General features: G+C 64.3%; 22 protein-coding genes. 3 read left to right on the forward strand and 19 right to left on the reverse strand.

The features are described 5' to 3' along the window. Positions 1-4: 4 nt before the first annotated feature. Genes U873_RS0115415 through U873_RS0115435 form a run of 5 tightly spaced genes read right to left on the reverse strand, consistent with a single transcriptional unit; the run spans position 5 to position 6,198 of the window. Positions 5-766, reverse strand: a complete 762-nt coding sequence (locus tag U873_RS0115415; protein ID WP_025129116.1) for an ABC transporter ATP-binding protein — start codon at positions 764-766, stop codon at positions 5-7. After that, entirely contained in the window at positions 763-1,713 is a 951-nt protein-coding gene (locus U873_RS0115420; protein ID WP_029978424.1) for an iron chelate uptake ABC transporter family permease subunit, read from the reverse strand. Before U873_RS0115420 ends, U873_RS0115415 begins: the two co-directional genes overlap by 4 nt. Further along, positions 1,710-2,651 carry an ABC transporter permease gene (locus tag U873_RS0115425; RefSeq protein ID WP_025129118.1) on the reverse strand — a complete coding sequence of 314 codons (942 nt, stop codon included), beginning with the start codon at positions 2,649-2,651 and terminating at the stop codon, positions 1,710-1,712. The genes U873_RS0115420 and U873_RS0115425 overlap by 4 nt, the downstream gene beginning before the upstream one ends. Then, positions 2,651-4,417 (reverse strand): ABC transporter ATP-binding protein, encoded by a 1,767-nt coding sequence (locus tag U873_RS0115430; RefSeq protein WP_025129119.1) that lies wholly within the window; start codon positions 4,415-4,417, stop codon positions 2,651-2,653. The genes U873_RS0115425 and U873_RS0115430 overlap by 1 nt, the downstream gene beginning before the upstream one ends. Beyond that, positions 4,411-6,198, reverse strand: coding sequence for an ABC transporter ATP-binding protein (locus tag U873_RS0115435; RefSeq protein ID WP_025129120.1), 1,788 nt, complete (start codon positions 6,196-6,198; stop codon positions 4,411-4,413). Before U873_RS0115435 ends, U873_RS0115430 begins: the two co-directional genes overlap by 7 nt. 279 nt (positions 6,199-6,477) lie before the next feature. On the opposite strand from U873_RS0115435, the gene U873_RS0115440 reads away from it, so the two are divergent. Then, entirely contained in the window at positions 6,478-7,110 is a 633-nt protein-coding gene (locus U873_RS0115440) for a TetR/AcrR family transcriptional regulator (RefSeq protein ID WP_025129121.1), read from the forward strand. A gap of 292 nt (positions 7,111-7,402) precedes the next feature. Here the strand turns inward: U873_RS0115440 and U873_RS0115445 are convergent, their stop codons facing one another. The 12 genes from U873_RS0115445 to U873_RS0115500 all read right to left on the reverse strand — a co-directional run bounded on the left by U873_RS0115445 (position 7,403) and on the right by U873_RS0115500 (position 22,783). Beyond that, on the reverse strand, positions 7,403-8,032 hold the full coding sequence (locus U873_RS0115445; protein WP_025129122.1) for a LysE family translocator: 630 nt from the start codon (positions 8,030-8,032) through the stop codon (positions 7,403-7,405). A gap of 274 nt (positions 8,033-8,306) precedes the next feature. Next, positions 8,307-9,002 (reverse strand): anaerobic ribonucleoside-triphosphate reductase activating protein, encoded by a 696-nt coding sequence (locus U873_RS0115450; protein WP_029978425.1) that lies wholly within the window; start codon positions 9,000-9,002, stop codon positions 8,307-8,309. Further along, positions 8,999-9,166 carry an anaerobic ribonucleoside-triphosphate reductase gene (nrdD, locus tag U873_RS0115455; RefSeq protein WP_025129124.1) on the reverse strand — a complete coding sequence of 56 codons (168 nt, stop codon included), beginning with the start codon at positions 9,164-9,166 and terminating at the stop codon, positions 8,999-9,001. Before nrdD ends, U873_RS0115450 begins: the two co-directional genes overlap by 4 nt. Positions 9,167-9,198: 32 nt before the next feature. Next, positions 9,199-11,211 carry a ribonucleoside triphosphate reductase gene (locus U873_RS0115460; protein ID WP_025129125.1) on the reverse strand — a complete coding sequence of 671 codons (2,013 nt, stop codon included), beginning with the start codon at positions 11,209-11,211 and terminating at the stop codon, positions 9,199-9,201. Positions 11,212-11,354: 143 nt separating this feature from the next. Continuing rightward, complete coding sequence (gene moaA / locus U873_RS0115465) at positions 11,355-12,347, reverse strand: GTP 3',8-cyclase MoaA (protein ID WP_043274573.1); 993 nt, start codon at positions 12,345-12,347, stop codon at positions 11,355-11,357. Between the two features lie 10 nt (positions 12,348-12,357). Then, positions 12,358-13,275, reverse strand: a complete 918-nt coding sequence (locus U873_RS0115470) for a peptidylprolyl isomerase (RefSeq protein ID WP_025129127.1) — start codon at positions 13,273-13,275, stop codon at positions 12,358-12,360. Between the two features lie 10 nt (positions 13,276-13,285). Continuing rightward, complete coding sequence (gene narI, locus U873_RS0115475) at positions 13,286-13,966, reverse strand: respiratory nitrate reductase subunit gamma (protein ID WP_025129128.1); 681 nt, start codon at positions 13,964-13,966, stop codon at positions 13,286-13,288. Between the two features lie 34 nt (positions 13,967-14,000). Next, positions 14,001-14,714, reverse strand: coding sequence for a nitrate reductase molybdenum cofactor assembly chaperone (narJ, locus tag U873_RS0115480; protein ID WP_029978426.1), 714 nt, complete (start codon positions 14,712-14,714; stop codon positions 14,001-14,003). Between the two features lie 2 nt (positions 14,715-14,716). Further along, positions 14,717-16,255: a nitrate reductase subunit beta gene (narH, locus tag U873_RS0115485; RefSeq protein WP_025129129.1), complete on the reverse strand. Its 1,539-nt coding sequence runs from the start codon at positions 16,253-16,255 to the stop codon at positions 14,717-14,719. Between the two features lie 11 nt (positions 16,256-16,266). Next, positions 16,267-20,034 (reverse strand): nitrate reductase subunit alpha, encoded by a 3,768-nt coding sequence (locus U873_RS0115490; protein ID WP_025129130.1) that lies wholly within the window; start codon positions 20,032-20,034, stop codon positions 16,267-16,269. Positions 20,035-20,103: 69 nt separating this feature from the next. Beyond that, positions 20,104-21,501 carry a NarK family nitrate/nitrite MFS transporter gene (locus tag U873_RS0115495; protein WP_025129131.1) on the reverse strand — a complete coding sequence of 466 codons (1,398 nt, stop codon included), beginning with the start codon at positions 21,499-21,501 and terminating at the stop codon, positions 20,104-20,106. Beyond that, the gene (locus tag U873_RS0115500; RefSeq protein WP_025129132.1) at positions 21,488-22,783 is read right to left on the reverse strand and encodes a nitrate/nitrite transporter; all 1,296 of its coding nucleotides are present in this window, start codon (positions 22,781-22,783) and stop codon (positions 21,488-21,490) included. Before U873_RS0115500 ends, U873_RS0115495 begins: the two co-directional genes overlap by 14 nt. A gap of 314 nt (positions 22,784-23,097) precedes the next feature. Between U873_RS0115500 and U873_RS0115505 the strand changes: the two genes are divergently transcribed. Both U873_RS0115505 and narL read left to right on the forward strand, forming a co-directional pair. Beyond that, entirely contained in the window at positions 23,098-24,900 is a 1,803-nt protein-coding gene (locus tag U873_RS0115505) for a HAMP domain-containing protein (protein ID WP_025129133.1), read from the forward strand. Continuing rightward, the gene (gene narL / locus U873_RS0115510) at positions 24,897-25,544 is read left to right on the forward strand and encodes a two-component system response regulator NarL (RefSeq protein WP_025129134.1); all 648 of its coding nucleotides are present in this window, start codon (positions 24,897-24,899) and stop codon (positions 25,542-25,544) included. The genes U873_RS0115505 and narL overlap by 4 nt, the downstream gene beginning before the upstream one ends. Positions 25,545-25,585: 41 nt before the next feature. Here narL and U873_RS0115515 read toward each other — a convergent pair whose 3' ends face one another. Continuing rightward, complete coding sequence (locus tag U873_RS0115515) at positions 25,586-26,074, reverse strand: SCP2 domain-containing protein (protein WP_025129135.1); 489 nt, start codon at positions 26,072-26,074, stop codon at positions 25,586-25,588. Further along, the coding region (locus U873_RS0115520) for a U32 family peptidase (RefSeq protein WP_025129136.1) at positions 26,068-26,846 on the reverse strand (779 nt) is incomplete at its 5' end. The genes U873_RS0115520 and U873_RS0115515, both read right to left, overlap by 7 nt.

The raw sequence follows: 26,846 nt of genomic DNA on the forward strand, positions 1-26,846 counted from the left end.
TCTCTTATGGGTTGAAGTAGTTGCACAGGCGCCCGCGCTGGCCCTGGGTGATCTCGAAGTCCAGGCCGTACAGCTCGCCCAGCCGGGCTTCGGTCACCACCTCGGCGACGCTGCCGGCGCACTGCACCGCCCCGCCCTTCATCGCCACGATGTGGTCGGAATAGCTGGCGGCAAAATTGATGTCGTGGACCACCAGGATCACCGTGCGCCCCTGTTCGTCGCACAGGCGCCGCAGCGCGCGCATGATCTGCACGGCGTGCTTGATATCGAGGTTGTTCAGCGGCTCATCCAGCAATAGGTAATCCGTCTGCTGGGCGATGGTCATGGCCAGGAAAGCCATCTGCCGCTGGCCGCCGCTGAGTTCGTCGAGGTAGGCCTGGCGCAGCGGCTCCAGCGACAAGAAGGCAATGGCCTCGTCGATGACCCGCCGGTCTTCCCGGGTCAGCGCACCACGGCTGTAGGGGAAGCGCCCGAAGGCAACCAGTTCCTCCACCGTCAGCCGCAGGTTGAAGTCCGGTGCCTGACGCAAGGTGGCGACGCGCCTGGCGTACTCAGCCGCAGGGATGCCGGCCACCGGGCGGCCCTCGATGCGCACCTCGCCGCGGGTGGGCGCCATCAACCGCGCGATCATCATCAGCAATGTGCTCTTGCCGGCGCCATTGGGGCCGATCAGCGAGGTCAGCCGCTGTGCGGGAAAACAGGCATCGACGCCGCCCACAACAGTCTTGGCGCCGTAGGCCTTGTGCAGGTCGTGGACAGTGATCATGGAGTTCCTCGGGTACGCACCATCAGCACCAGGAAATACCCGCCGCACACCAGGTTGACGAGAATGCCGACGGTGGTCTTGTAGTTGAAGACATGCTCGACCAGCAGTTGGGCGCTGATGAACATGCCGATTGCAATCGCGCTGCCCAGCGCCAGCGTGACCCGGTGGCGCAAGGTCCGGCACAGGGCATAGGTGATGTTGGCGACGAAGATGCCCATGAACGCCGTGGGCCCCAGCAGGCTGGTGGAAACCGCGACCAGGGTGGCGATCAAAGCCAGATGCAGGCGCACGCTGCGCCGATAGTCGACGCCCAGGGACATCGCCTGGTCCCGCCCCAGGGACAGCACATCCAGGGTTGGCAGGGTCTTCAGGCCCACCAGGCACACCGCCGTGACGAGCAGCCCCGAGTACAACAGTTGCTGCGGTTGCACCCGGTTGAAAGAGGCCTGGCTGTAGCCCAGCAGCACGGAAAACTCGCCGGGGCTGACCTTGAGCTGGACAAACTGGGTGAAGGTGGTGATCACCATGCTCAGCACCAGCCCAAGCAGCAGCAGGACATACAGGTTGTTCCTGCCGCTGCGGAACAGCCAGTGATGGATCAGCCACGAATAGGCGAACATCACCAGCACCGACAGCAGAAAGTTGCCGGTGATCCCGAGCAACACCAGGCTGTAGGTGCCCAAGAACAGAATCAGCAGGGCCTGCAACAGCAGGTAGACCGCCTCGTAGCCCATGATCGCCGGGGTCAGTATCCGGTTGCCGGTGAGGGTCTGGAACGTAATCGATGACCAAGCGATACAGACCCCGCCAATCAGCATCGCCGCCAGCCGGGCGAGCCGCTTGGGAATCACGTAGGTAAAATCCAGCCCCGAGCCGGCGATCACGAACACCAGGGCCAGCACCAGCACCCCTGCCCAGGCCAGGTACTGCGAATGTCGGCGCATCATCGCTGCCTCCAGAAGATCAGCGCCAGGAACAGCACGCCTCCCACGCTGCCGGCGGTCAGGCCGATGGGCACCTCGAATGGGTAGATCAGCAGGCGCCCGAGGATGTCGCAGACCAGCAGCAACGATGCCCCCGACAAGGCCACGATGGGCAGCGTACGGCCCAGGTTGTCGCCATAGCGCAGCGCCACCAGATTGGGAATGACCAGCCCGACAAAAGGGATCGAGCCGACGGTGATCACCGTGGCAGCCACGGTCACCGCCACCAGCAACAGGCCCAGCGCCACCGTCGCCCCATAGTTCAAGCCCAGGCTGCTGGCCAGGTCCTCACCCATGCCGAGCACGGTGAAACGGTGGGCATAGAGGTAGGTCAGCCCGACGATCGGCAGGATCAGGTAGATGATTTCGTAGTTGCCCTGGACCACCCTGGAAAAGTCCCCCAGCAGCCAGCCCTGCATGCTTTGCATGATGTTGTTGCGATAGGCGTAGAACTCGGCGATGGCGCTCAACACCCCGCCGTACATCAAGCCGATGACCGGCACCAGCACCGCGCTCTTGAAGCGGATGCGCCGGATGATCAGCACGAAGAGCAAACCCGCGACGAAGCAGAACAGCAGCGCGAACAGCATCCGCCCCAGGGTGCCGGCCGTGGGTGCCAGTACCAGCGACGCCAGGATGCCGAGCTTGGCCGCGTCCAGTCCGCCCGTAGTGCCGGGCTCGACAAACTTGTTGCGCACGATGTGCTGCAGGATCACTCCGCACACCGCCAGGCCGATCCCGGTCAGCACCAACGCGGCCAGGCGTGGCAGGCGGCTGGCCGTCAAGGTCAGCCAGGCATCGCTGGACAGCGAAAACAGCTGCGACCACTCCAGCTGTCGCACCCCCACCAGCAGGGATGCAACGCACAGCGCCAGCAACAACACAAACCAGGGGGCCCGCATCAGTGGGCTTCACTGTGGGACGCTGCAGCGATCCGCCAACCCTTGGCGGCCTGACGCTGTTCGAGGTAATGCGCATAGCGCCCGCCGCTGGCACGCAATACCGCCGGCGGGCCCTGCTCGACCAGTTGGCCCTCTTCGAGCACCAGGATCTGATCAGCCATCGACACCGTGGACAGTTGGTGGGCAATCACCAGCAGGGTGCGCCGGCCACGTAACCTGGCCAGCGTCTGGGCAATGATCAACTGGTTTTCCGCATCGAGGGCGGCGGTGGCTTCGTCCACCAACAGGATCGGGGCGTCCTTGATCAGCGCGCGAGCAATCGCGATGCGCTGGCGCTCGCCACCCGACAACTGCGCACCGCCCTCGCCCACTGCTGTCTGCAGGCCCTGGGGCAGACGCAGGATGAGTTCGCCGACGCCGGCCTGCTGCGCCGCGTCGAGGACTTCGGCATCGCTGGCCTCGGGCTTACCGATGCGGATGTTGTCGGCAATGCTGCCCTGGAACAGATAGCTGCCCTGGAAAATCTGGCTGATCTGCCCGGCCAACTGAGCGCTGGACATCTGCCGCACATCGACGCCACCCACCCGTACGCTGCCCTGGCTCGCCTCGAAAAACCGCGCGACCAAGCGCAGCAGCGTGGTCTTGCCCGAACCGGAGGCGCCGATCAGCGCCGTCAGGCTGCCAGGGGCGATCTGCAGGCTGATGTCACGCAGCACCTCGGGCTGATCCGGCCCATGGCGCAAGCTCACCTGGCGCAACTCGATCGAGCCGTCACGCGGGGCCTGCGGCTGATCCGGCTCGACCAGGGGCTGGACCGCAAACAGTCGCTGCACGGCTTCGAGCTGGCCGTAGGCGTTGCGCAGAATCTCCGCGTAGCTGGCCACGTCCAGCAACGAATCGATGTAGCGGCTGGCCAATATCAGCGCGACGATCACCGCCACCACCGAGCCCGCTTCCAATGTGCTGTCCAGATGGACGTTGAGCCACAGGGCGGCGGCAATCAGCAAGGCGGCGAAGATCGCCTGCACCAGCCAGGCATTGAGCACCACCGACAGCGAGGTCTGGTAGATCAGCCGCGTGCCCGCTTGGCGCTGCCGGTCGATGGCCTGTTTCAGCAGCGCAGTACCACCGCCTTCCCCGTTGAACGCACGCAGCACCGACTGGGCCTGGGCGAACTCGACCATGCGCTGGCTGGCGTCGGCAAAATGCCCCTGGAAGGCCTGGTCCGCGTGGCGCCCCAGGCGCGCTGTGAGCAGCAGGCCGGCCGCCAGGATCGGCAGCGCCAACAACGCGATCAGGCCCATGGTCCCGTGCAGGAAAAACAGCGCGACAATGATCACCAGCGGTGTCACCGCACCACTGATCACCGGGGTGAACACGTGGGCCGGGAGTTGCGCCACTGCCATCATGCCCTGGCTGATGAGATGGCCGAGGCGGCTGGTATTGTCCGCGTTGAACCAGCCCAGGGGCAGGCGCGTGACGTGATCGCCGATGCGCTGCCGCGCGCCCTGCAAAAGGCTCACGCCCACTGCCACCCCCGCTCTCTCCACCCGACGCCGGCAGGCCCAACAGGCGAGCATGCCGGCCTGGGTCAGGAGCAGCCAGGGCGCCGCAGCACGTACATCACCCACCAGCAGTCGGCTGAGGACCGGCACCAGCGTCACTAGGGTCAGCCCGCTGAGCAGGCCATACACCACCGCCAGCCAGACGTAGCGACGCAGCACCGGCATATCGCTGCCCAACAGTTGCACAAAGGGCTTCAGCATGACGGCACCACCCGTGGTTCAGAGTGTGAGTAGCCGCCCTGCGCCCACAGCTGCGCATAGAGTCCGCGGCGGGCGAGCAATTCGCCGTGGCGGCCCTGCTCAAGCAGCGCGCCGTTGTCGAGCACGATGATCTGGTCGGCGTGCATCACCGTGTCCAGTCGATGGGCGATGACCAGCAGCGTGCAGCCTTCGGCAAAGTGCGCCAGCGCATCCTGGATCGCGGCCTCGCTTTCGGCGTCGGCCGCCGCCGTGGCTTCGTCGAGCACCAGCACCGGCGGGTCGAGCAGCACCGCGCGGGCAATGCTCAACCGCTGCTGCTCGCCGCCGGACAAGGCTGCGTCTTCACCGACCACCGAGTCATAGCCGCGTGGCAGGCCGAGAATCCGCTCGTGGAGGTTGGCGATGCGCGCCGCCGCCTCGATCTCCTGCTGGCTGGCGCTGGGCCTGCCCAAGGCAATGTTGTCGCGCACACTGGCGTGGATCAGGCGCACGTCCTGCAGCACGAAGCCGATGTGCCGGTACAGGCTGGAGCACTCAAGATGGCGCAGGTCCACACCGCCCAGGGTGATGCGGCCCGTGCTCGGGTCGAAGAAGCGCAGCAGCAACCGGGCCAGGGTCGACTTGCCGGCACCGGAGCGACCGACAATCGCCGTGGTGCTGCCCGGTGCGAGACAGAAACTGACGTCTGTCAGCACCTGGTGCTCGGCGTCATAGGCATGGCCAACCCCCTCGAAACGCACCTCGCAGCCTTTGGGCGACTGCTGCATGTCGGGCGCCGGCGCCTCCAGCACCGGCGTCTGCAGCAAGGCCTGCACCCGGCGGGCAGCGCCAGTGGCGTGGCTCAGCTCATGGGTGATGTAGTGCAGCAACAGCAAAGGGCCGCACAGGCCGGGAGTGACCAGCACGAACGGCAGGACATCCGCCGCCGCGATCCAGCCCTGGGCCACGAACAGCGTACCGAACAGCAGCACCACGCTCAGCACCGCGACCGGCGCGATCATCGCGTTGGCATTGGCCATCGAGGCCACCAATGGACGAGTGAAACCGATGAACGCCTGGGCGAACTCATCGATCGCCTGGCGATAACGGCTGTGCGCCTTGCCGCTGTCACCAAAGGCCTTGACCACCGCAATACCGTTGACGAACTCGACCACCGCGTTGTCGATGCGTCCCATCCCGGCGGAGAACGCCTGCATGTTCGCCTCGCTGGCCTTCATTGCCCGGGAGAAAAACAGGAAGAACCCGGGAAACGGCAGCAGCGAGACGATAGCCATGCGCCAATCCATGGCGAACAGGTAGATCAGCGAGATCAGGATCGCCCCGCCCGCGCGCCCCACCGTGGTGTAGAAATGCGCGGTCAGGCTGTGCAGCGTGTTGATGTCGTCCTGAATCGCCTGCTTCACCTCGGCCGATGCCCGGCTGCTGAACCAGCCGAGCGGCACCCGGCTCAAGCGCTGGACGATCGCCCGGCGCAGGTGGTGGGTCATGCGGTTGTCTGCCAGGTGGGCCAGCAACTCGCCAAGGGAAATCAGCAACATGCCGGCAAACAGGCAGGCCACCCCGAGAGCCACCGCCCACCCCATTTCAGCCGCGGCGATGCCGCTGTCAGCCAGGGCGACCCTGGCGATGTGGGCAATGACGGCCAGCGGCACCAGCGTCAGCATGGCGCCAGCGGCGGCCAGCAACGCGGCGACAATCAGCCGGCCACGAATAGGATTGAGCACCTGGCTGATCGAGCCGGGCACCACGGGGTTGGCCGGGGCCGTGTGTTGAGGATCCATGGAAATCGAACATCCGCAAATTCAAAAGGATGGAATGGCTCGCGCCTGGCCGTCACACCGCACGGCCTGCCGGCTGGCGGCAGCGCCCGATGCAATGACGGGCCGGTCGGTCTTGGTTGAGTGCGATCGAGGCTGGCTGCAGGGGGGATACAGAGGGCGTGGGATCAGCATGGAACAGCCTTGGAAATCAGAATCTCAATTAGTTGCATGACTATAAACTAATTTGCGAAATGCTGACAAGACAGCTAAAAGACTGTCACCACCGATCAAGGACCCACCATGAAAGCGCCACCACAGCCCGCGACCCGCGGCCGCCCTCGGACCATCACCCGCGAGCGCATCGTCAATGCCGGTATCGAGATGGGCTTGCCGAGCATCACCTTCGTCGGCGTCGCCGCGGCACTCGGGGTCAGCCATATGGCGCTGTACAAGCACGTCGCCAACCTGGAAGCGCTCAAAGGCATGGTTGCCGAGGAGATCTTCACCCGCTGGCAGATCCCCCGGGCCGAGGCTGGCCAACGCGGCGGACTGCGCGAATACATGACCGTGTTTGCCACCTCGGTGCGGGTCTTCGTCAAGGCCCACCCGGGACTCACGCCCTACGTCATTCGCCGCCTGGCGGCGACCCAGCCCATGCTCAGCAAGATCGACGAACACCAGAGCCACATCGCCCAGGCCTATGGCCTTTCCAAGGATCACGCGCGCTGGTTGCTGGCGACCGTGGCCTTCCACGGCATTGCCGTGGCCGACACGGTGTATTCGGTCACCGGCCGCGAACCGCTGATCGAGGCCGATCGGGCAGCGGAGGAAACGGAGATGGAGGCGGAACTCGACCAGGGCATGCAGGCACTTATCGTCGGCGCCCTGGTCATGCTGGAGGAACAGGCGCAGACAGCACCCGCCCAGCCATAGAGTGCCGGCCACGCCCTGGGTCTTCGCTACTTTGCCGAGGCACCCGGGCCAGGGCCCACCATCGAGAGGGTCGACGGTGGGCCAAGCGCCTCCAGCAAGCGGGGCCCGCTTCGGCCGGGGTGGCCTCAGTGCGCTGCGTGCAGGGCTGGCCACGCCCGGCGGGAACACCTCGCAGGACTGAAGACAGGTGCGCCGCGATCGAGGCGAGGCCGTTCAGTGCTCAGGCAAGGGACCAGGAATCTGCAGCCCGGTAAAACCGCACTTCAGCCCATGCTCCCCTGCCCCGGCAAACTCAACGCGACTCGTTGCGGCGGTACAGGGTCAGGCCCAGGGCAAGCAATGCCAGCATGCCGGCACTGCAGCGGTTGATCCACTGCATCACCCTTGACGAAAACGTTCGCATCGCCTGTCGCCCGCCCAAGGCGTAGAGGCTCATCATCAGGCAATCGATGAGTGCGCTGGTGACGGCCAGGATCACGTATTGCTCAGCGACGGGTTCCGCGGGCTGGATGAACTGCGGCAGGAAGGCTGAAAAGAACAGCACGCCCTTGGGGTTTGAAAGACCGACGAACAATGCCCGCATAAAGGCCGAGCGCCCCGTTGCCGAACGAGCCACGGTCGTCTCCGACAACGGCCGAATCGGTGCATGCCAAAGGACCCAGGCCAGGTACAGCAGGTAGGCGGCGCCGGCCCACTTCACCACTGAGAACAGTTGCTCGGAGGCCTGCAACAACGCCCCCAGGCCACAACCGACGGCAGCGATCAGCAGCAGGTCCGACAACGCCGCCCCGGCGATGCCGAACGACGCCACCCGCATCCCGTGGCCCGCACCATTGCTCAGTGCCAGGAGCATCGACGGACCAGGCGTCATCATCACCGCGCTTACCGCAACGACATAAAGGAACAACGTGGAAGTGGCCATTACAGGGAGGCTCCGGCGATCGTGGAGAACAGGCAGTGGCGCCAATGTAGCTTTCCCACCACCTGGCCGGCAATGGCGCCGCCGATGCACCGCGAGCACCAGCCCAGCCATGCTTGCCGGAACCGCCCTTGGGCAAACCGAGCGATGACGCTCAAGGTGTTTCCCTGGCGAGCAGCACTGCCGGCTCTACCTGCTCAATCCGGATCGCGGCCGGGCCCTGTGCCCCGCCTGTGTAGAAACAACCACCCGTAGCCTTGACAGGCCGTCATGGGGATCAGCCCCGCACCTCGAACGCGGGAAACAGTTGCCCCAGGGCCTCCCACAACGCGGGCAACGGGGGCGGCGCCGGCGCCTTCGACAGACTCGGGTCCAACATGTCGGCCGTGCGCACCCGCTGTACCACGAACCGCGTGACCCCGCGCTCATTCAAACGCCGGGCCAGGCTCAACAAACCTGATGGCTCAAGCAAATGCCAATGCACCGTGGTGCGGCACTCATAGGCGATGCCGCTGGCCAGCAGCAGGTCCAGGCTGTGCCAGTTGGCCATGCCGCTGCCGCGCACGCCGGTGATGTTCGCGCAGTCCTCGGCCAGGGCCTTGACGTCGAAACCGATCCAGTCGGCACCCGGCAGGGCCCGGGCAAAAGCCGCCGGGTTGATCCCGGCGCTGTGCAGGCCAACCTTGAAGCCCAGCGCTCGGACCTGCGCCATGGCATCCGGCAGGCAGGCCTGCAGGGTCGCTTCACCACCACTGAAAACCACTGCTTCGAGGAGGCCCTGGCGCCGCTGGAGGAATGCCAGGACCTGCTCCCATTCCAGTTCCTGGCGACCGCGTGGGGGAATCAATAGAGGGTTGTGACAGTAACGGCAGCGCCAAGCGCACCCCTGACAAAACACCACGCACGCCAGCCTGCCTGGGTAATCAAGGGTGGTCAGGGGCACCAGGCCCCCGACCCGCAGTGTTCGACTCACGAGTGGCCGGCCGTGGCGGCTCCCTCCTGGAAGTGCCGCCGCTCGTGGTGCTCGGACTGTTTACCAGGGTTGAACGCCGACACCGGGCGGTGATAGCCCATCACCCGGGTCCAGACTTCGCAGCGCTGGCGTTGCGCCACAGGCAGGGTTTGCAGTGCAGTCATGGTGGAGCTCCTTGCGGTTGAGTGGATCGAAATCAATCGACGTGGCCCGACGCGTGCGCCAGCAACAGGGCCTCGTCGCATTTGGGGCAGAACTCATGCTCGCCCTCCAGGTAGCCGTGCACCGGGCAGATGGAAAAAGTCGGGGTGACGGTCAGGTAAGGCAGCCGAAACCGCCCCAGGGCCTTGCGCACCAGTTGCTTGCAGGCCCGGGCCGAGGAGATCCGCTCGGCCATGTACAGGTGCAGCACCGTGCCGCCGGTGTACTTGCATTGCAGTTCGTCCTGCAACTCCAGTGCCTCGAAAGGATCATCGGTATAGCCCACTGGCAGTTGCGAGGAGTTGGTGTAGTACGGAGCCTGCTGGCAACCGGCCTGGATAATCCCGGGAAAGCGCTTGAGGTCTTCCCTGGCAAAGCGATAGGTGGTGCCTTCGGCGGGGGTTGCCTCCAGGTTATAGAGGTGTCCGGTTTCCTCCTGGAAACGCACCAGAGCGCCCCGCACATGGTCCAGCACATCAAGGGCGAAGCGCCGCCCCTCCGTGGTGTGCAGGCCCATCTGGTCGTTGCTGAAGTTGCGCAGCATCTCATGCAGGCCGTTGACGCCGATGGTCGAGAAATGATTGCGCAAGGTGCCCAGGTAACGCTTGGTGTAGGGATACAGACCGGCGTCCATATGATGCTGGATCACCTTGCGCTTGACCTCCAGGCTCTCCATGGCCAGTGCCATCAGGGTATCCAGGCGCTGCAGCAAACCACTGCGGTCGCCCTTGAACAGATAGCCCAGACGCGCGCAATTAAGGGTTACCACTCCCAGCGAGCCGGTCTGCTCGGCGGAACCGAACAGGCCGCCACCCCGCTTGAGCAGTTCACGCACATCCAGTTGCAGGCGACAGCACATGGAGCGCACCTGATTGGGCTGCATGTCCGAATTGAGGAAGTTCTGGAAATACGGCAGGCCATAGCGCGCAGTCATCTCGAACAGGCGCTCGGCGTTTTCGCTGTCCCAGGGAAAGTCATGGGTGATGTTGTAGGTCGGGATCGGAAAGGTGAACACCCGGCCCTTGGCATCGCCCTCTTGCATCACCTCGATGTAGGCCCGGTTGAGCACGTCCATCTCGGCCTGCAGCTCGCCATAGGCAAAGGGCATTTCTTCACCGCCGATCACCGGGATCTGCTCGCGCAGGTCCTGGGGGCAGACCCAGTCGAAAGTCAGGTTGGTGAAAGGGGTCTGGGTTCCCCAGCGCGACGGCACGTTGAGGTTGTAGATGAACTCCTGGATGGCTTGGCGCACTTGCTCATAACTGAGCCGGTCCTTGCGGACATAGGGCGCCAGGTAGGTATCGAACGAGCTGAAGGCTTGAGCTCCGGCCCATTCGTTTTGCAGCGTGCCTAGAAAGTTCACCATCTGCCCCAGGGCGCTGCTCAGGTGCTTGGGCGGACCGGCCTCGACCCGCCCCGGCACGCCGTTGAGGCCTTCATGCAGCAGCATGCGCAACGACCAGCCCGCACAATAGCCGGCGAGCATGTCCAGGTCGTGGACATGCAGATCGGCCTCGCGGTGGGCACGGCCTATGGCTTCGCTGTAGACCTCGTCCAGCCAGTAGTTGGCCGTGACCTTGCCCGCCACGTTGAGCACCAGCCCGCCCAGGGAGTACCCCTGGTTGGCGTTGGCCTGGACTCGCCAGTCTTCACGGTTGAGGTATTCGTTCATCGAGGCCGCCACCTCGATCAGGGTCTTGCGGTCGCGTCGCAAGCGCCCGTGCTGCTCCCGGTAAACGATATAAGCGCGCAGAGCTTGAAAGTGCCCGGCGTCCATCAGCACCCGTTCGACTCGATCCTGGACCTGCTCGACCTGCAACCTCGTGCAGGCTTGCAGACGAGCCAGTACCGCGTCGAGCAATCCCTCGGCCTGCGCCTCGGCGTAATCACCGCTGGCCTTGCCGGCGGCGATCAGCGCCTGACGGATCTTGTCCGCAGCAAAGGCCACCAGACTGCCATCGCGCTTGTACAACCCGTTGTGGCCTACCCTGCTCAGCGTGCTGTCCATCCGACCTCCAAAAAACTACATATGGATATTTAACAAGCAACAAAACACAACATGTAGTGCAGGCTACGGATAAAGACCGGGGAAACAATTGATCGACATCAAGATCGGCAGCAACTGTCGCGACGCCGGGCACGAGCCCGGATTCAACCACCGCTCATGTTCATGAAGCGCAGGATCTGGACCTCACCCTCAAGGCTGAAGTCATGGCGCAAGGGCTTGCGTTGCAACGCCTGTCGCAAGGCACTGACCAGCGGCTGGTCATCCAGCGGGTAGCGTCGCAGCAAGCCGCGCAGGTCCACGGAGTCCTCCTGGCCCAGGCACAGCAGCAAGCGTCCCTCCACGGTCATGCGCACGCGGTTGCAACTGCCGCAGAAGTTGTGACTGTTGGGCGAGATGAAACCGATGCGGGTATCCGGGTGGTGCGCCAGGCGCACATACCGCGCCGGGCCGCCGCTGTTCTCGGCGCTGTCGAGCAAAGGATGCCGGGTTGCAATCAGCGCCCGCACCTCATCGCTGGAACACAACGACTCCGCGCGCGAGCGCCCCACATCACCCAGGGGCATCTCTTCGATAAAGGTGATGTCGATGCCCAGGTCGATGGCGTACTGCAGCAAAGGCAGCACCTCATCGAAATTGCGCCCCTGCATCACCACGCAGTTGAGCTTGACCCGCTCGAACCCCGCCGTGCTCGCCGCGTCGATGCCTCGCAATACCTGGTCGAGGTCGCCGTTGCGGGTAATCGCGCGAAAGCGCTGGCGGTCCAGGCTGTCGAGGCTGATGTTCATGCGCTTGACCCCGGCGTCGACCAGCGGCCGGGCCAGGCGCGGCAATTGCGAGCCATTGCTGGTCATCACCAGTTCGCGCAAGCCCGGCAAGGCGGCAATGTGACGGCACAGGTCGACGATGCCCGGGCGAATCAGCGGCTCGCCGCCGGTCAGGCGGATCTTGCGCACGCCCTGGCCAACGAACAGGCTGGCCAGGCGCTGCAATTCCTCCAGGGTCAGCACCTGCTGACGCGGCAAAAAGGTCATGTTGGCAGCCATGCAGTACAGGCAGCGAAAATCACAACGATCCGTTACCGACATGCGCAGGTAGTCGATCTGTCTCCCGAAGCCGTCCTGCATCACATTGCCCATCGCCTGCCTCCTACTGCACCAAGGGGGAATCGGTACCCTGCAACTGGATCCCGCAAATGTCTGCCGCACCGATCAGGGTCTGCAGGTACTGCACCACCGCCTTCTGCCACACGCCCTGTTGCAACTGGGTGCGGATCGCCGTGGCGACGGCCTCATAGGGCAGTGGCTGGCCTTCGATGCGCTGATCGATGCTCAGCACATGCCAGCCATAGCGGCTTTCCAGCGGTTGCTCGGCCAGCCCCGGCGCCAGGGTGAACAACTGGCGCTCCAGCTCCGGCACGGTCTGGCCCTTGCTGATCTGGCCCAGCTCCCCCCCCTGCGCCTTCGACGGGCAGGCCGAGTACTGCAGTGCCAGCTCGGCAAACTGTTCCGGGAAACGCCTCAGGCGCTCCTGGAGCATCTCGGCCTGCACCAGCGCCAGGCTGCGCGCTTCGGCATCATCCGGGGCGCACTCGAGCAGAATGTGCCGCACTGCCAGCAACGGTGCGCTGTGAAAGCGCCCTCGGTTGCGGTCGTAATAGCGCTGGCAAGTGGCTTCGTCACACCCAGGCACTTGCACCTCACGCTCCAGCAGCAAACGGGTCGCAGCCTCCTCCTGGTTCTCCCCGGCGCCGACCTGCAACTGCAGCCCCAGTGCGGCGATCCGCTGCTGCAGAAGCTCGCGTATCACCAGGGCGCGAGCCGCCATGAACATCGCCTCCTGGCGATCGGCGGCCGGGTGGTATTGCAGTTCCTGGGCCAGTGCCTCAGGGCTGATCGGCACCTGATTGACACTGATGATCGGCCATTGCTGTTCACTGCTGGCGATCAGTTGCGCTGGGTTTTCCAGCACGGGTACAGCGGCCTCGACGACCACCGGCTCCTGGCGCGAAGACGCGCAGCCAACGCCGCCGCCACTACCGCCGCCACATCCACATCCGCTTGACATGATTGCCTCCTCAAACTTTCTGCCGAACGATCTGATAGCGTCGTCCCAGGTACCAGATCGGTGCGCTGACGATGTGCACCAGACGGGTGAACGGGAACAGCACGAACAGCGTCAGGCCAAGGAATACGTGCAGCTTGTACACCAGGCTGACCGGGGCGATGGCCGCTGCCGCCGCCACGGGACGCAGCAGCACGGTGTTCTGTGCCCAGTCGGCCAACCTCACCATGACCGATCCGTCCATGTGGCTGGTGGACGCGACGATCGTCAGCAGGCCCAGTATCAGCTGTGCCAGCAGTACCATCAGGATCAGGATGTCCGAGGTGCTGGACGTGGCGCGTACCCGCGCATCGGTCAGCCGTCGATGGATCAGCATCACCAGCCCGAACAGGCACACCAGGCCGAAGAAGCCACCTGAGACCATCGCCAGCAGTTGCTTGTGTTCGGTACTGATCACCGAGTGATAGACCGAGGCGGGTGTCAGCAGGCCGACGAAGTGCCCGGCCAGCACGAACAGCACGCCAATATGGAAGCAGTTGCTCGCCACGCGCATGCCACGCCCGGACAGCATCTGGCTCGAGCCGGCCTTCCAGGTGTACTGGGACAGGTCGAAACGCGCCCAGCTGCCCAGCAGGCAGATCGCCAGGGCTACATAGGGATAGACCCCGAACACCAACAGATTCCACTTAGACATTGTCCACCTCCCCGGCCGGCACGCTGGCCGGCCCTTAATGCTGAAAATCGACCCAGTGCAGCGGCACCGCGCTTTCTTCGCGAGCCTTGCCGGGGGCACTGGGCAGCGAGCCACAACGTTCCTGCTGCTCGGCCTGGAGAAAGTCCACGGCCTCCTCTTCCCAGACCTTGTCCAGGGCTTCAAGTGAGTCGTCCCGCTGCTCGGCCGCCACCTGCTCGCGCAGGTCGGCCACCGCCTGGTGCGGTTCAGCGCCGGAGATCTGCAGCAGGGCCCGGAAACAGCTGGCATAGGCGCTCTCGCGCTCCTCCAGGCGTGCGGCCAGCAAGGCCAGCAGGTGCGCGACGTCGGCCAGGCCCTCGCGGGCCTCGAGGCTTTCCCGGGTCGAGAGGTATTCCAGGTACAGCGGGATGTAGTCCGGCAACTCCTTGACGCCGATGGCAAAGCCCGCCGCCTCATACTGGGCGAGCATGTCGACCATGGCCTGGCCACGGTCCCGCGACTCGCCATGCACATGTTCGAACAACAGCAGCGACAGTGCCCGGCCCCGGCCGAACAGCGCCCCGTAGTGTTCCTGGCCATCCATCAGGTCGTTGCTGCAGATCAGTTCCAGCAGCTCGAACAGCGCCCCGCGCTGATGCGGGCTGATTTCCCGGGACTGGATGATCGCCTGTTCCAGTTCATCGCGACCGGCGACCAGGGCCTCGGTCGGGTAATCGAGCAACAGCGAAATCACTTTGAGAATGCGCATGCTCAGTCCTCCCACAGCTGTACGGTTTTGAGGATGTCGCGGCGGTTGGCCTTCTTCGCGCCGAACAGGTTGGTGTCGGAGCTGCCACTGCAGCCGCTGCCAAAACTGAAGCCGCAACCGGAACGCTCGGCGAAGGCGTCGCTCATGGCCTCTTCACGGTGCGCGCTGGGCACCACGTAGCGGTCTTCGTAGTTGGCGATGGCCAGGTAGCGGTACATTTCCTCGACCTGGCCGACGCTGAGGCCGACGTCCTCGAGCACTTTCAGGTCCTGCACGCCCTCGACCTGTTCCGCCCGCTTGTAGGCACGCATCGCCAGCAGGCGCTTGAGTGCGCGCTTCACCGGTTTCTCGTCGCCGGCGGTCAGCAGGTTGGCCAGGTAGCGCAGCGGGATACGCAGGCTGTCGACATCCGGGATCACCCCGCTCATGCCCACGGTACCCGCGGCGGCGGCGTTCTGGATCGGTGACAGCGGTGGCACGTACCAGACCATCGGCAGGGTGCGGTATTCCGGGTGCAGTGGCAGCGCCAGCTTCCAGTCGACGGCCATCTTGTACACCGGCGAACGTTGCGCGGCGTCGATCACCGACTGCGGCACGCCATCCTCCAGGGCCTGACGGATCACCGCCGGGTCGTTGGGGTCGAGGAAGATCTCCAGTTGCTTCTCGTACAGGTCATGCTCGTTGGCCGTGCTGGCCACGTCACTGATGCGGTCAGCGTCGTACAGCAGCACGCCGAGGTAGCGAATGCGCCCAACGCAGGTTTCGGCGCAGACAGTCGGCATCCCGGCCTCGATCCGCGGGTAGCAGAAAATGCACTTCTCGGACTTGCCGCTTTTCCAGTTGAAGTAGATCTTCTTGTACGGGCAGCCACTGATGCACATGCGCCAGCCGCGGCACTTCTCCTGGTCGATCAGGACAATGCCGTCCTCTTCACGCTTGTAGATCGCCCCGCTCGGGCACGCGGCCGCGCAAGCCGGGTTCAGGCAGTGCTCGCACAGGCGCGGCAGGTACATCATGAAGGTGTTTTCGTACTCGCCGTAGATGTCCGCCTGAATCTGATCGAAGTTCCTGTCCTTGCGGCGCTTGGCAAACTCGCTGCCCAGGATCTCTTCCCAGTTCGGCCCCCACACGATCTTCTCCATGCGCTTGCCGGACACCAGCGAACGCGGGCGTGCGGTGGGCTGGTGCTGCCCCAGGGGCGCGGTGTGCAGGTGCTGGTAGTCGAAGTCGAACGGCTCGTAGTAGTCGTCTAGGCCCGGCAGGTCGGGGTTGGCGAAGATGTTCGCCAGCACCCGGAACTTGCCGCCGATACGCGGGCTGATGCTGCCGTTACTGTTGCGCGCCCAGCCGCCCTTCCATTTGTCCTGGTTTTCCCACTCTTTCGGATAACCTACCCCAGGCTTGCTTTCGACGTTGTTGAACCAGGCGTACTCCATGCCCTCGCGGCTGGTCCAGACGTTCTTGCAGGTGATCGAACAGGTGTGGCAGCCGATGCATTTGTCCAGGTTCAGGACCATGCCAATTTGTGAGCGAATCTTCATCACAGCACTCCTTATTCCATCGCGCCCGACAGCGGACGGGGCAACTCATCGCCACGCGAGCCGTCGAGCCAGTCGACCTTGGCCATCTTGCGCACCACGACGAACTCATCGCGGTTGCAGCCGACCGTGCCGTAATAGTTGAAGCCGTAGGCCTGTTGGGCATAACCGCCAATCATGTGGGTCGGCTTGAGCACCACTCGGGTCACCGAGTTGTGGTGGCCGCCTCGGGTCTTGGTGGTTTCCGAGCCCGGCACGTTCACGATCCGTTCCTGGGCGTGGTACATCATCACCATGCCTTCCTTGACCCGCTGGCTGACCACCGCGCGGGCCGTCAGGGCACCGTTGACGTTGAAGCACTCGACCCAGTCGTTGTCCTCGATACCGGCCTGCTGCGCGTCGATCTCCGACAGCCAGACGATCGGTCCGCCGCGGCTCAGGGTGAGCATCAGCAGGTTGTCGCTGTAGGTGCTGTGGATGCCCCATTTCTGGTGCGGAGTGATCCAGTTCAGGACGATCTCGGGGTGGCCATTGCTGCGCTTGTCCTTCACCCCGGCAATGGTCTGGGTGTTGACCGGTGGCCGGTAGCTCATCAACTGCTCGCCGAAGGCCTGCATCCATGGGTGGTCCTGGTAGAACTGCTGGCGGCCGGTGATGGTGCGCCACGGGATGTTCTCGTGGACGTTGGTGTAGCCGGCGTTGTAGCTGACGTGATCGTCTTCGAGGCCTGACCAGGTCGGGCTGGAGATGATCTTGCGCGGCTGGGCCTGGATGTCGCGGAAACGAATGGCCTCGTGCGCCTTGGGCAGCGCCAGGTGACTGTGGTCGATGCCGGTGAAGGCCGACAATGCCGCCCACGCCTTGACCGCCACATGCCCGTTGGTTTCCGGCGCCAGGGACAGGATCACTTCAGCGGCGTCGATCGCGGTATCGATCTTCGGCCGGCCCTGGCTGATCCCGGCAGCGGTCTCGCGGTAGTTCAGTTCGCCAAGGAACTGCACTTCCTCATCGGTGTTCCAGTTGATGCCCTTGCCGCCGTTTCCAAGCTTCTCCAGCAGCGGGCCGAGGGAGGAAAACTGCTTGTAGATATTCGGGTAGTCACGTTCGACCACCTGCAGGTTGGGCGCATTCTTGCCAGGCTGCGGGGCAACGCCGGCGGTTTTCCAGTCGCTGCCGCCGAACGGCTGGGCCAGCTCACCAACGCTGTCATGCATCAGCGGCACGGTGACCAGATCCTGCTCGACGCCCAGGTGCCCTTCGGTCATGCGCGAAAAGGCCTTGGCGATGCCCTTGTAGATTTCCCAGTCCGAACGCGATTCCCAGGCCGGGTCGATGGCGGCCGACAACGGATGGATGAAGGGATGCATGTCCGAGGTGTTCATGTCGTCCTTCTCGTACCAGGTCGCGGTCGGCAGGACGATGTCGGAATACACGCAGGTCGAGGACATGCGAAAGTCCAGGGTGGTCACCAGGTCAAGCTTGCCAATGGCGCCCTCGTCGACCCACTCGGCCTCGCTCGGCTTGCATTCGGCACTGTGGCCGATGTCTTCGTTCATCACCCCGTTCCGGGTGCCCAACAGGTACTTGAGCATGTACTCGTGGCCCTTGCCGGAGGAACCCAGCAGGTTGGACCGCCAGATGAACAGGTTGCGCGGGAAGTTCGCCGGGTTGTCCGGCTGTTCGCAGGCAAAGCGCAGGCTGCCGTCCTGCCAGCCCTTGAGCACGTAGTCCTTGGGCTCCATGCCAGCGGCAGCGGCGTCACGGCAGACATGCAGCGGGTTGCGGTTGAGCTGCGGTGCGCTGGGCAGCCAGCCGGCACGTTCGGCGCGGATGTTGTAGTCCAGGGCGTGCTCGGGAAACTGGCTCTTGTCAGCCAGCGGCGAGAGCACGTCGTGCATGCTCATCTTCTCGTGGCGCCATTGCGAACTGTGGGCGTAGAAAAAGCTGGTGCCGTTCATCTGCCGTGGCGGACGGTTCCAGTCCAGGCCAAAGGCCAGTGGCAGCCAGCCGCACTGCGGACGGAGCTTTTCCTGGCCGACGTAGTGAGCCCAGCCACCGCCGGTCTGGCCAACGCAACCACAGAGCATGAGCATGTTGATCAGCCCACGGTAGTTCATGTCCATGTGGTACCAGTGATTCATCGCCGCGCCGACGATGATCATCGAGCGGCCGCGGGTCTTGTCGGCGTTGTCGGCGAACTCGCGAGCGATCTGGATGGCCTTTTCACGGCTGACGCCGGTGATCGCTTCCTGCCAGGCCGGCGTGCCCGGCACGCTGGCGTCGTCATAGTTCCTGGCCACATTGCTGCCACCCAGGCCACGGTCGATGGCCAGGTTGGCGGCCGACAAGTCGAACACGCTGGCCACCTTGGCTACGCTGCCGTCGGCCAGGGTCACACTGTGCACCGGCACCCGGCGAAACTGCACGGCGTCGCCGGCAACGTGCTGGAAGTGCTCGTGGCTTTCACCGGCAAAGTACGGGAAGGCCACTTCGGCGACCTCATTGCCGATCAGGCTCAGCTTCAGGTCGATCGCCCGACCTTCACCGCCCTCCTTGGCGAGGATGTTCCACTTGCCCTGCTCACCCCAGCGATAGCCGATGGAGCCTTGCGGCGAGACCAGCTCGCCGCTCTCGTCGAGTGCAATGGTCTTCCACTGCGGATTGCTGTCCTGGCCGAGGTTGCCGGTGAGGTCCGAGGCCCGCAGGAAACGATCCGGCTGGAATCCGGCTCCCGGTGCGAAGCCGGTCACCGGCTTGAGCATCACCAGCACCGGCAAGTCGGTGTAGCGCTTGACGTAGTCGGTGAAGTAGGCGCTCGGTCGATCCAGGTGAAATTCCTTGAAGATCACATGGTTGAAGGCCTGGGCCAGGGCTGCGTCAGTGCCCTGCTTGGGGTTCAACCACAGGTCGGTGAGCTTGGCCACTTCCGAATAGTCGGGGGTGATGGCCACGGTCTTGGTGCCCTTGTAGCGGACCTCGGTGAAGAAGTGCGCATCCGGGGTTCGGGTCTGCGGAACGTTCGAACCCCAGGCGATGATGTAGTTGGAGTTGTACCAGTCGGCCGACTCCGGCACGTCGGTCTGCTCGCCCCAGACCATCGGCGAGGCCGGTGGCAGGTCGCAGTACCAGTCGTAGAAACTCAGGCATACGCCGCCGATCAGCGACAGATAGCGCGAGCCTGCGGCGTAGCTGACCATGGACATGGCCGGGATTGGCGAGAACCCCACCACCCGGTCCGGCCCGTATTGCTTGACGGTATAGACGTTGGCGGCAGCGATGATCTCGTTGACCTCATCCCAGTGGGAGCGAATGAAGCCCCCCATGCCGCGCTTGCTCTTGTACGACTCGGCCTTGGCCGGGTCCTCGACAATGCTCGCCCAGGCCTCGACCGGTGCCAGGGTCTGGCGCGCCTCACGCCATAGCTTGAGCAGCGGTTTGCGAATCTTCGGGTACTTGAGCCGATTGGCACTGTAGATGTACCAGCTGTAGCTGGCGCCACGGGGGCAGCCCCGCGGCTCATGGTTGGGCAGGTCGTTGCGCGTGCGCGGATAGTCGGTCTGCTGGGTTTCCCAGGTGATCAGACCGTTCTTCACGTAGATCTTCCACGAACAGGAGCCGGTGCAGTTCACTCCATGGGTGGAACGCACGATCTTGTCGTACTGCCAGCGCGAACGGTAGACGTTCTCCCAATCGCGGGACTCCTTGCGAGTTTCCCCGTGGCCCTGGGAAAACTCGCCTTGCTTGCGGTTGAAGAACCGCAGTTGATCGAGCAGATGACTCATGATGCTTTCCTCTCAGGCTTGCTGTGGGGTTCTGTGCCCCATCCAGGCAACAGTTGGATTCGGGTCATGTCAGCAGGGGGTTTCGGCACCCTTGCGGGCGTACCACCACCAGGTCACGACAATGCAGCTCAGGTAGAAACCCACGAACATGTAGAACGCCATCGCCGGGCTGCCGGTCAGGGTCATGGAGCTGCCGAAGGTCTTGGGAATGAAGAAGGCGCCGAAGGCCCCCATGGCCGAGCTGAAACCGAGCACTGCGGCCGACTCCTTGCCGGCATCGCGGATCGCCTGTTCGCGAGCCGCAGCGCCTTTGCCGCTGGCGGCCCGTTCATGCAGGGTGCGGAAGATCACCGGGATCATGCGGAAGGTCGAACCGTTGCCGATGCCGGTGGTGATGAACAGCAACATGAACATGCCGAGAAAGCCGTAGAAGTTGCCGCTTGTACCCGGCTGCGGGATGAACCCCAGCACGCCGAAGACCATCGCGATCATCAGGACGAAGTTCCACAGGGTTACCCGGGCGCCCCCCAGCTTGTCTGCCAGCCAGCCACCCAGGGGGCGCACCAGCGCCCCGACCAGCGGGCCGAGAAAGGCGAAGGTCAAGGCGTTGACCTGGGGAAAGGCAGTCTTGATCAGCAGCGGGAGGGCCGCCGAAAAACCGATGAACGAACCGAAGGTGGCCAAGTACAGCCAGCACATCAGCCAGTTGTGCTTGCGTTTGAAGATCACCGCCTGTTCGCTGAACGAGGCCTTGGCGCTGGACAGATCGTTCATGCCGAACCAGGCCAGCAAGGTCACGATGATGATGAAGGGTACCCAGATGAAGCCGGCATTCTGCAGCCACAGCTGGCCACCGTCCGCCAGCACCTGGGGCTGCCCGCCCAGCATTCCGAACAGGCCGAAGGTGATGGCCAGCGGCACACAGAACTGCATCACCGAGACACCGAGGTTGCCCAGGCCGGCATTCAGGCCCAGGGCCGTGCCCTGCTGCGACTTGGGATAGAAGAAGCTGATGTTGGACATGCTCGAGGCAAAGTTGCCACCCCCCAATCCGCAGAGCAGCGCGATCATCACGAACACGCTGTAGGGGGTGTTCGGATCCTGCACGGCAAAGCCCATCCACAGCGACGGGATCAGCAGCGACGCTGTGCTCAGGGCCGTCCAGCGCCGGCCGCCGAAGATCGGCACCATGAACGAGTAGAACACCCGCAAGGCAGCCCCGGAGAGCCCCGGCAGCGCTGCCAGCCAGAACAGCTGGTCGGTGGTGAAGCTGAAGCCGATGGCATTGAGGCGCACGATCACCGTGCTCCACACCATCCACACGGCAAAGGCCAGGAGCAATGCAGGAATCGAGATCCACAGGTTGCGGGCCGCGGTCTTCTTGCCGCTGCGCCCCCAGAACGCGGGATCTTCCGGGCGCCAGTCGTGAATCACCGGGCCTTTGTCAGGGGTGTTAAGAACCGACATGTTCTTCTCCTTGGGTCAGGCTGGAAAACGGATACGAGGTCGCCGGCCGCTGCTTGCCCAGCAGCGGTCGCTTGCGGATTTCACTGAGGTACATCCAGGTGAGCGACACCCAGACCACGCCGTACATCAGCATGAAACAGGAGGAGCGCACGCCGGTGAGGTCGACCAGGGCGCCGAACAGGATCGGCAGGATGAAGCCGCCCAGGCCTCCGGCCAGGCCGACGATGCCGGAGACCGCGCCCATGTTCTGCGGGTAGTCGCTGGCGATGTACTTGAATACCGAGGCCTTGCCGAAAGCGAAGGCGATCCCCATGACGAACAGCAGCACGGTGAACAGCGCCGGACTCAGGCCGATGTGGAAATCCACCGGGCCATTGACGGTCTGCACCTGCAACTGGGTTTGTGGATACGACAGCAGGAACAGGCAGATCCAACTGACCCACAGCACCCACCAGGTGACGCTCTGGGCGCCCCAACGATCCGACATCCAGCCGCCGACGGCACGCAGCACGCCACCCGGCAGAGAGAAGCAGGCGGCTAGCAGCGCAGCGCTTTGCAGGTTGAAGCCGTATTCCTCGACGTAGTACTGGGTCATCCACAGGGCCAGGGCTACATAGCCGCCGAACACGATCGAGTAGTACTGGCAATAGCGCCACACCGCCGGCTCGGACAAGGCCTTGAGCTGCTCGCCGAGACTCGCCCCGGCGACGCTGCGATGGGCCTTGTTCTCGGCGCTGAGGAACCAGAACAGCAAGGCGGTAATGAACAGGATGGCGCTGAAGACTTTCGGCACCAGCTGCCAGCTGCCCGCGGCAATCAGTGCTGGAGCGAGAAACTTGGTGACCGCGGCGCCTGCGTTGCCAGCGCCGAAGATGCCCATGGCCAGGCCCTGGTTGTCCTGCTCGAACCACTTGGCAACATAGGCGATGCCCACCGAGAACGAACCACCGGCCAACCCCACGAACAGCCCCAGTACCAGGAACTGCCAATAGGCGGTGGCGTGGCTGATCAGGTACAGCGGCAGCACGCAGGACAGCATCAAGAGGAAGAACACGCTGCGCCCGCCGAAGCGATCGGTGAGCATTCCCAGCGGCAGGCGCACCAGCGAACCGGTGAGCACCGGCGTCGCGGCCAACAGGCCGAACTGGGTTTCGTTCAGGTGCAGCAGTTCCTTGATCGGCACGCCGAGCACGGCAAACATCATCCAGACCATGAAACAGACAGTGAAAGCCAGCGTACTCATGCCCAGTACCAGGCCTTGGCGTATTCGCGGTTGAGTCATCAGGGGCCTCCAGTCGTTAGCTATGGCCGCAGACTAGAGAGGCAAACCCCGAAAAAACTTGACCCTGATCAATGAACGCCAGGCGCCTCCATGCCTATGCTTGCGCCGCCTACCTCCAACGAGGTAGAGCCAAAAAACCTCTAAACCCTTTGTCTATCAGGGTCTTGCCGGGTTTCCTCGGGGCATCGCCAGGAAAATGACCGTTGCAAACTCTTTAGAGGTAGAGCGCCAGGGAACGGCTGCGGAACAATCAGCTGGCACACCCTGGAGCACCCCATGCGCCGTTTCCCCCTTCCCGCCCCTGGCCGTCGTCCATGATCGACTGGCTGCGCAGTTCCCTGCCCGCGCGCGCGGGGCTGGCGGTGATCCTGATCACCGTGCTGGCCCTCGCCAGCTCCCTCAGCGCCGGGCTGATCGCCTGGTTCAGCCAGGGCGACGCGGCGGCGATCAACACCGCAGGCTCGGTGCGCATGGAAACCTACCACCTGAGTTGGAAACTCGCCGCCGGTGCCGGTGAAGCGGAAATCCGCCTGATCAGCGATAGCCTGCAGCAGCGCCTCAATAGCCCGGCCCTGAAGGCGGTACTCGAAGACGGCAACAACGCCGCGCTGCAGACCAGCTACCAACAGTTGCAGACCTACTGGCGCCAGACCCTGCTCGCGGCCTTGCACAACGGCGACGCCGCAGGCTTTCAAGCCAGCGCCCAAGCCTTCGTCGACCAGCTCAACCAGTTCGTCAGCCTGCTGCAGCAGCAGAACGAACATAAGCAGAGCTGGCAGCAGGTAATCCAGGGAGCCGCGCTGTTCACCACCATGATCATCCTGCTGTTTGGCCTGTACGAGCTGCAGTACGGCGTGATCACCCCACTCAAGGAGTTGGTGGACGCGACTCAGCGTTTTCGCTGCGGCGAGTTCCAGACCCGGGTCAATCACCAGTCCGCAGACGAGCTCGGCCAGTTGGCCACCAGCTTCAACGCCATGGCCGAAACGATCGAAGAGTCCCATCGCACCCTGGAAACCCAGGTGCGGCAAAAAACCCTCAACTTGCAACAGGCCAACGCTGCCCTCGAACTGCTGTACCAAAGCAGTCGCAGCCAGGCCACCCGCCTGGCCAATGCCGAAGGCCTCGATGAGCTGATCCGCCGCTTCCAGCAGCGCCTGCCAGGCTTGCGCCTGTCGCTGTGCCTGCACGGCCAGGTACAGGCACCGGCCTCGCAGTTGCTCATGTTGCATGGCACCGACAGCCGCAAGATCTGCGCCAGCAGCGACTGCGCCAGTTGCCAGCGCCACCCGCGCAGCCATAGCCAGACCTTCAGCATCAGCAACCAGGGCAGCACCCTGGGCGAGCTCAAGGCGCACTTCATCGATGGCCAGGAGCCGCAAGCCTGGGAGACCGAGCTGATCCAGGCCCTGGCCAACCTGATCGGCACCTCGCTGTCCCTCAAGCGCCAACGCGAACAGGATCATCGGCTGGTGCTGCTGGAGGAACGCGCGATCATCGCCCGCGAACTGCACGATTCCCTGGCGCAGGCGTTGTCCTACATGAAGCTGCAAGTCAGCCGCATGCAAACCCTGCTGCGCCGTGGCGAGCCGGTGGCGACTCTGGAGGTCGTCACTGGCGAGCTGCGCGAGGGGCTGAACACCGCCTACCGGCAACTGCGTGAATTGCTCACCACCTTTCGCCTGCAGATCCACGATGCCGGGCTGGTACAGGAACTCAAGGACACGGCCGAGGAGTTCTCCCGCCGCGGCGAATTCCAGGTGCACCTGCATGTGGATAGCCTGGCCTTCGAACTCTCGGCCAGCGAGCAGATCCACCTCTTGCAGATCACCCGCGAGGCCCTGTCCAACTGCCTGCGCCATGCCCACGCAGAGAACGCCTGGCTGGAACTGCGCCAGAACGGTGAACGTGTCTACCTGTCGATCGAGGATGACGGACGCGGCTTCAGCGGCACCCACGACCTGCGCGAACACCACGGCCTGAATATCATGGATGAGCGGGCGCGCAGCCTGCGCGGGCAATTGCAGATCTTTTCCCGCACGCCGCAAGGCACCCTGGTACGGATGGAATTTCGCCCGGAGTTCTTCGGGCACCTGACAGAAGGCAATCCCTCATGACCCCCTCCCCGCGCTACCGGATCCTGCTGGTGGACGACCACCCAATGATGCGTCGCGGCATTCGCCAGATGCTCGAACTGGAAGACGACTTCGAGATTGTCGGCGAAGCCAGCCATGGCGAAGAGGCCCTGGCCCTGATCGAACCGTCGCGCCCCGACCTGGTGCTGCTGGACAACAACATGCCGCAGATGAACGGCATTGAAACCCTGCGCCATCTGCGCAGCCTGAACTTTGCCGGCAAGGTCCTGCTGTTCACCGTGTCCGATGCCGAAGACGATATCCGCGACGCGCTTCGGCTAGACGCCGACGGCTACCTGCTCAAGGACATGGAACCGGAGCTGCTGATCCCCTACATCCGCGATGCCATGAACGGTGCCCTGGTAATCAGCCCGGGGCTGACCCGGGTCATGGCCCAGGCCTTGCGTTCACCACCGCGTCAGTCCGAGGTCGAGCTCACCGAGCGCGAGCGCCAGGTGCTGCGGACCATCGCCGGCGGCTACAGCAACAAGGTCATCGGCCACAAGCTGGGCATCACCGAAGGCACGGTCAAGGTGCATGTGAAGAACCTGCTGCACAAGCTCGGCCTGCGCTCGCGGGTCGAGGCCGCCGTCTGGGCCATGGAGCACTTGCGCCACAACGCCTGACGACGCCTGTGCAGGCCGGCCTGAGCAGCGCGCCTGGCCGGCTAGCCGGGCTGGGCGCCGGGCTCGCTGGCCAGGCCCTTGCCGGCACGCTGCAGAGCGCGCCACAACCCTGGCGGCAGCACCTCTGGATCGAGGCTGTCGATCAGGTTCTTCAGGGCCAGCCCCAGTTCTGTATCGCCCTCGATCACCAGGCGTCGGCGGAAAAACAGGGTGTCCGGATCTTCCTCGCGGCTGGCCAGCAGCAGGAACTCGCGCCAGTTGCCGCGGACCGTGACATCGGCCCTGGCCCGCCGGGCTATCTGCAGGCCGTCGCGATGCCGGGTCAGGTACCAGGTCAGGTCCAGGTCGACAATGCGCAGGCACAACCAGCGTCCGCGCAGCAGTTCGAACTCGCCGTCCGCCAGGGGCTCGGCCAGGCAGCGCTTGAGCGTCTGCTCCAGGGCCAGCCGCTGCAGGCTGAACGGCACCCGGCGCAGCAGCGGCAACACCCGCTCGGCGCCCTTGAGCAGCCACGGTCCATGGTTCAGCACAGCCCCACCTCCTCTACCCGCAGCATGCCCGCCTGGCCATGCCAATAGCCGTTGCAGCCGTCGACGAACAACGGTGGCGCGGCGCCCTGGCACACCCGGGCGAAGGCCTCGATCACCCCGACCATGCCCTCGGCACGGGGGCTCAGACGCAACAGATCGGCGCCGCAAGCCACCAGCCCCGGATAGTCGGCCAGCAGGTTGGTGACCTCGGCCGACAGGGTCTGGATACCATTGAGGGTGAACAGCGCCTGGCCCTCCTGACTGCTCAGGGCCAGGCCGTCGGGGTGCTTGATGCAGCAGAACTGGCAATCGTCCTTGGGCCGGTTTTCCGCCCGGGCGGTAAAGCAGCGCGCCGAATAGGCCAGCGGCAGGTGGCCATAGGCGAACACCTCGACCTCGGGCAGCGCCCGGCCCAGGCCGGCGAGCTGGTCGAGCACCGCGCGGATCAGCGTCGCCGAACACTCCACGGGCGGCACCCAGCGGATCATCCCGCAGTCCTGCAGCTTGGCCAGGGCATGGCCGTTGTACAGGTTCAGCGCCGGGCCTGCCACGAACGGCAGCTTGCGCTCGGCGAGGAACTGCACCGCGCCCATGTCGTTGGCCTCCACCAGCCACTGGCCGTTATCACACAGGCGGCGCAGGCTCGACAGCTCGGAGGCGGCCTCGATCAGGGTCAGGCTCGACAGCACGATCTGCGCCGAACCGGCTTCCTGCAGCTCGCGGCCCAGGCCCAGCCACTGGTCCAGGCTCAGCTGATGCCGCGCGCGAAAAA

The sequence above is a fragment of the Pseudomonas sp. PH1b genome, from assembly GCF_000633395.1.
Taxonomy (GTDB): domain Bacteria; phylum Pseudomonadota; class Gammaproteobacteria; order Pseudomonadales; family Pseudomonadaceae; genus Aquipseudomonas.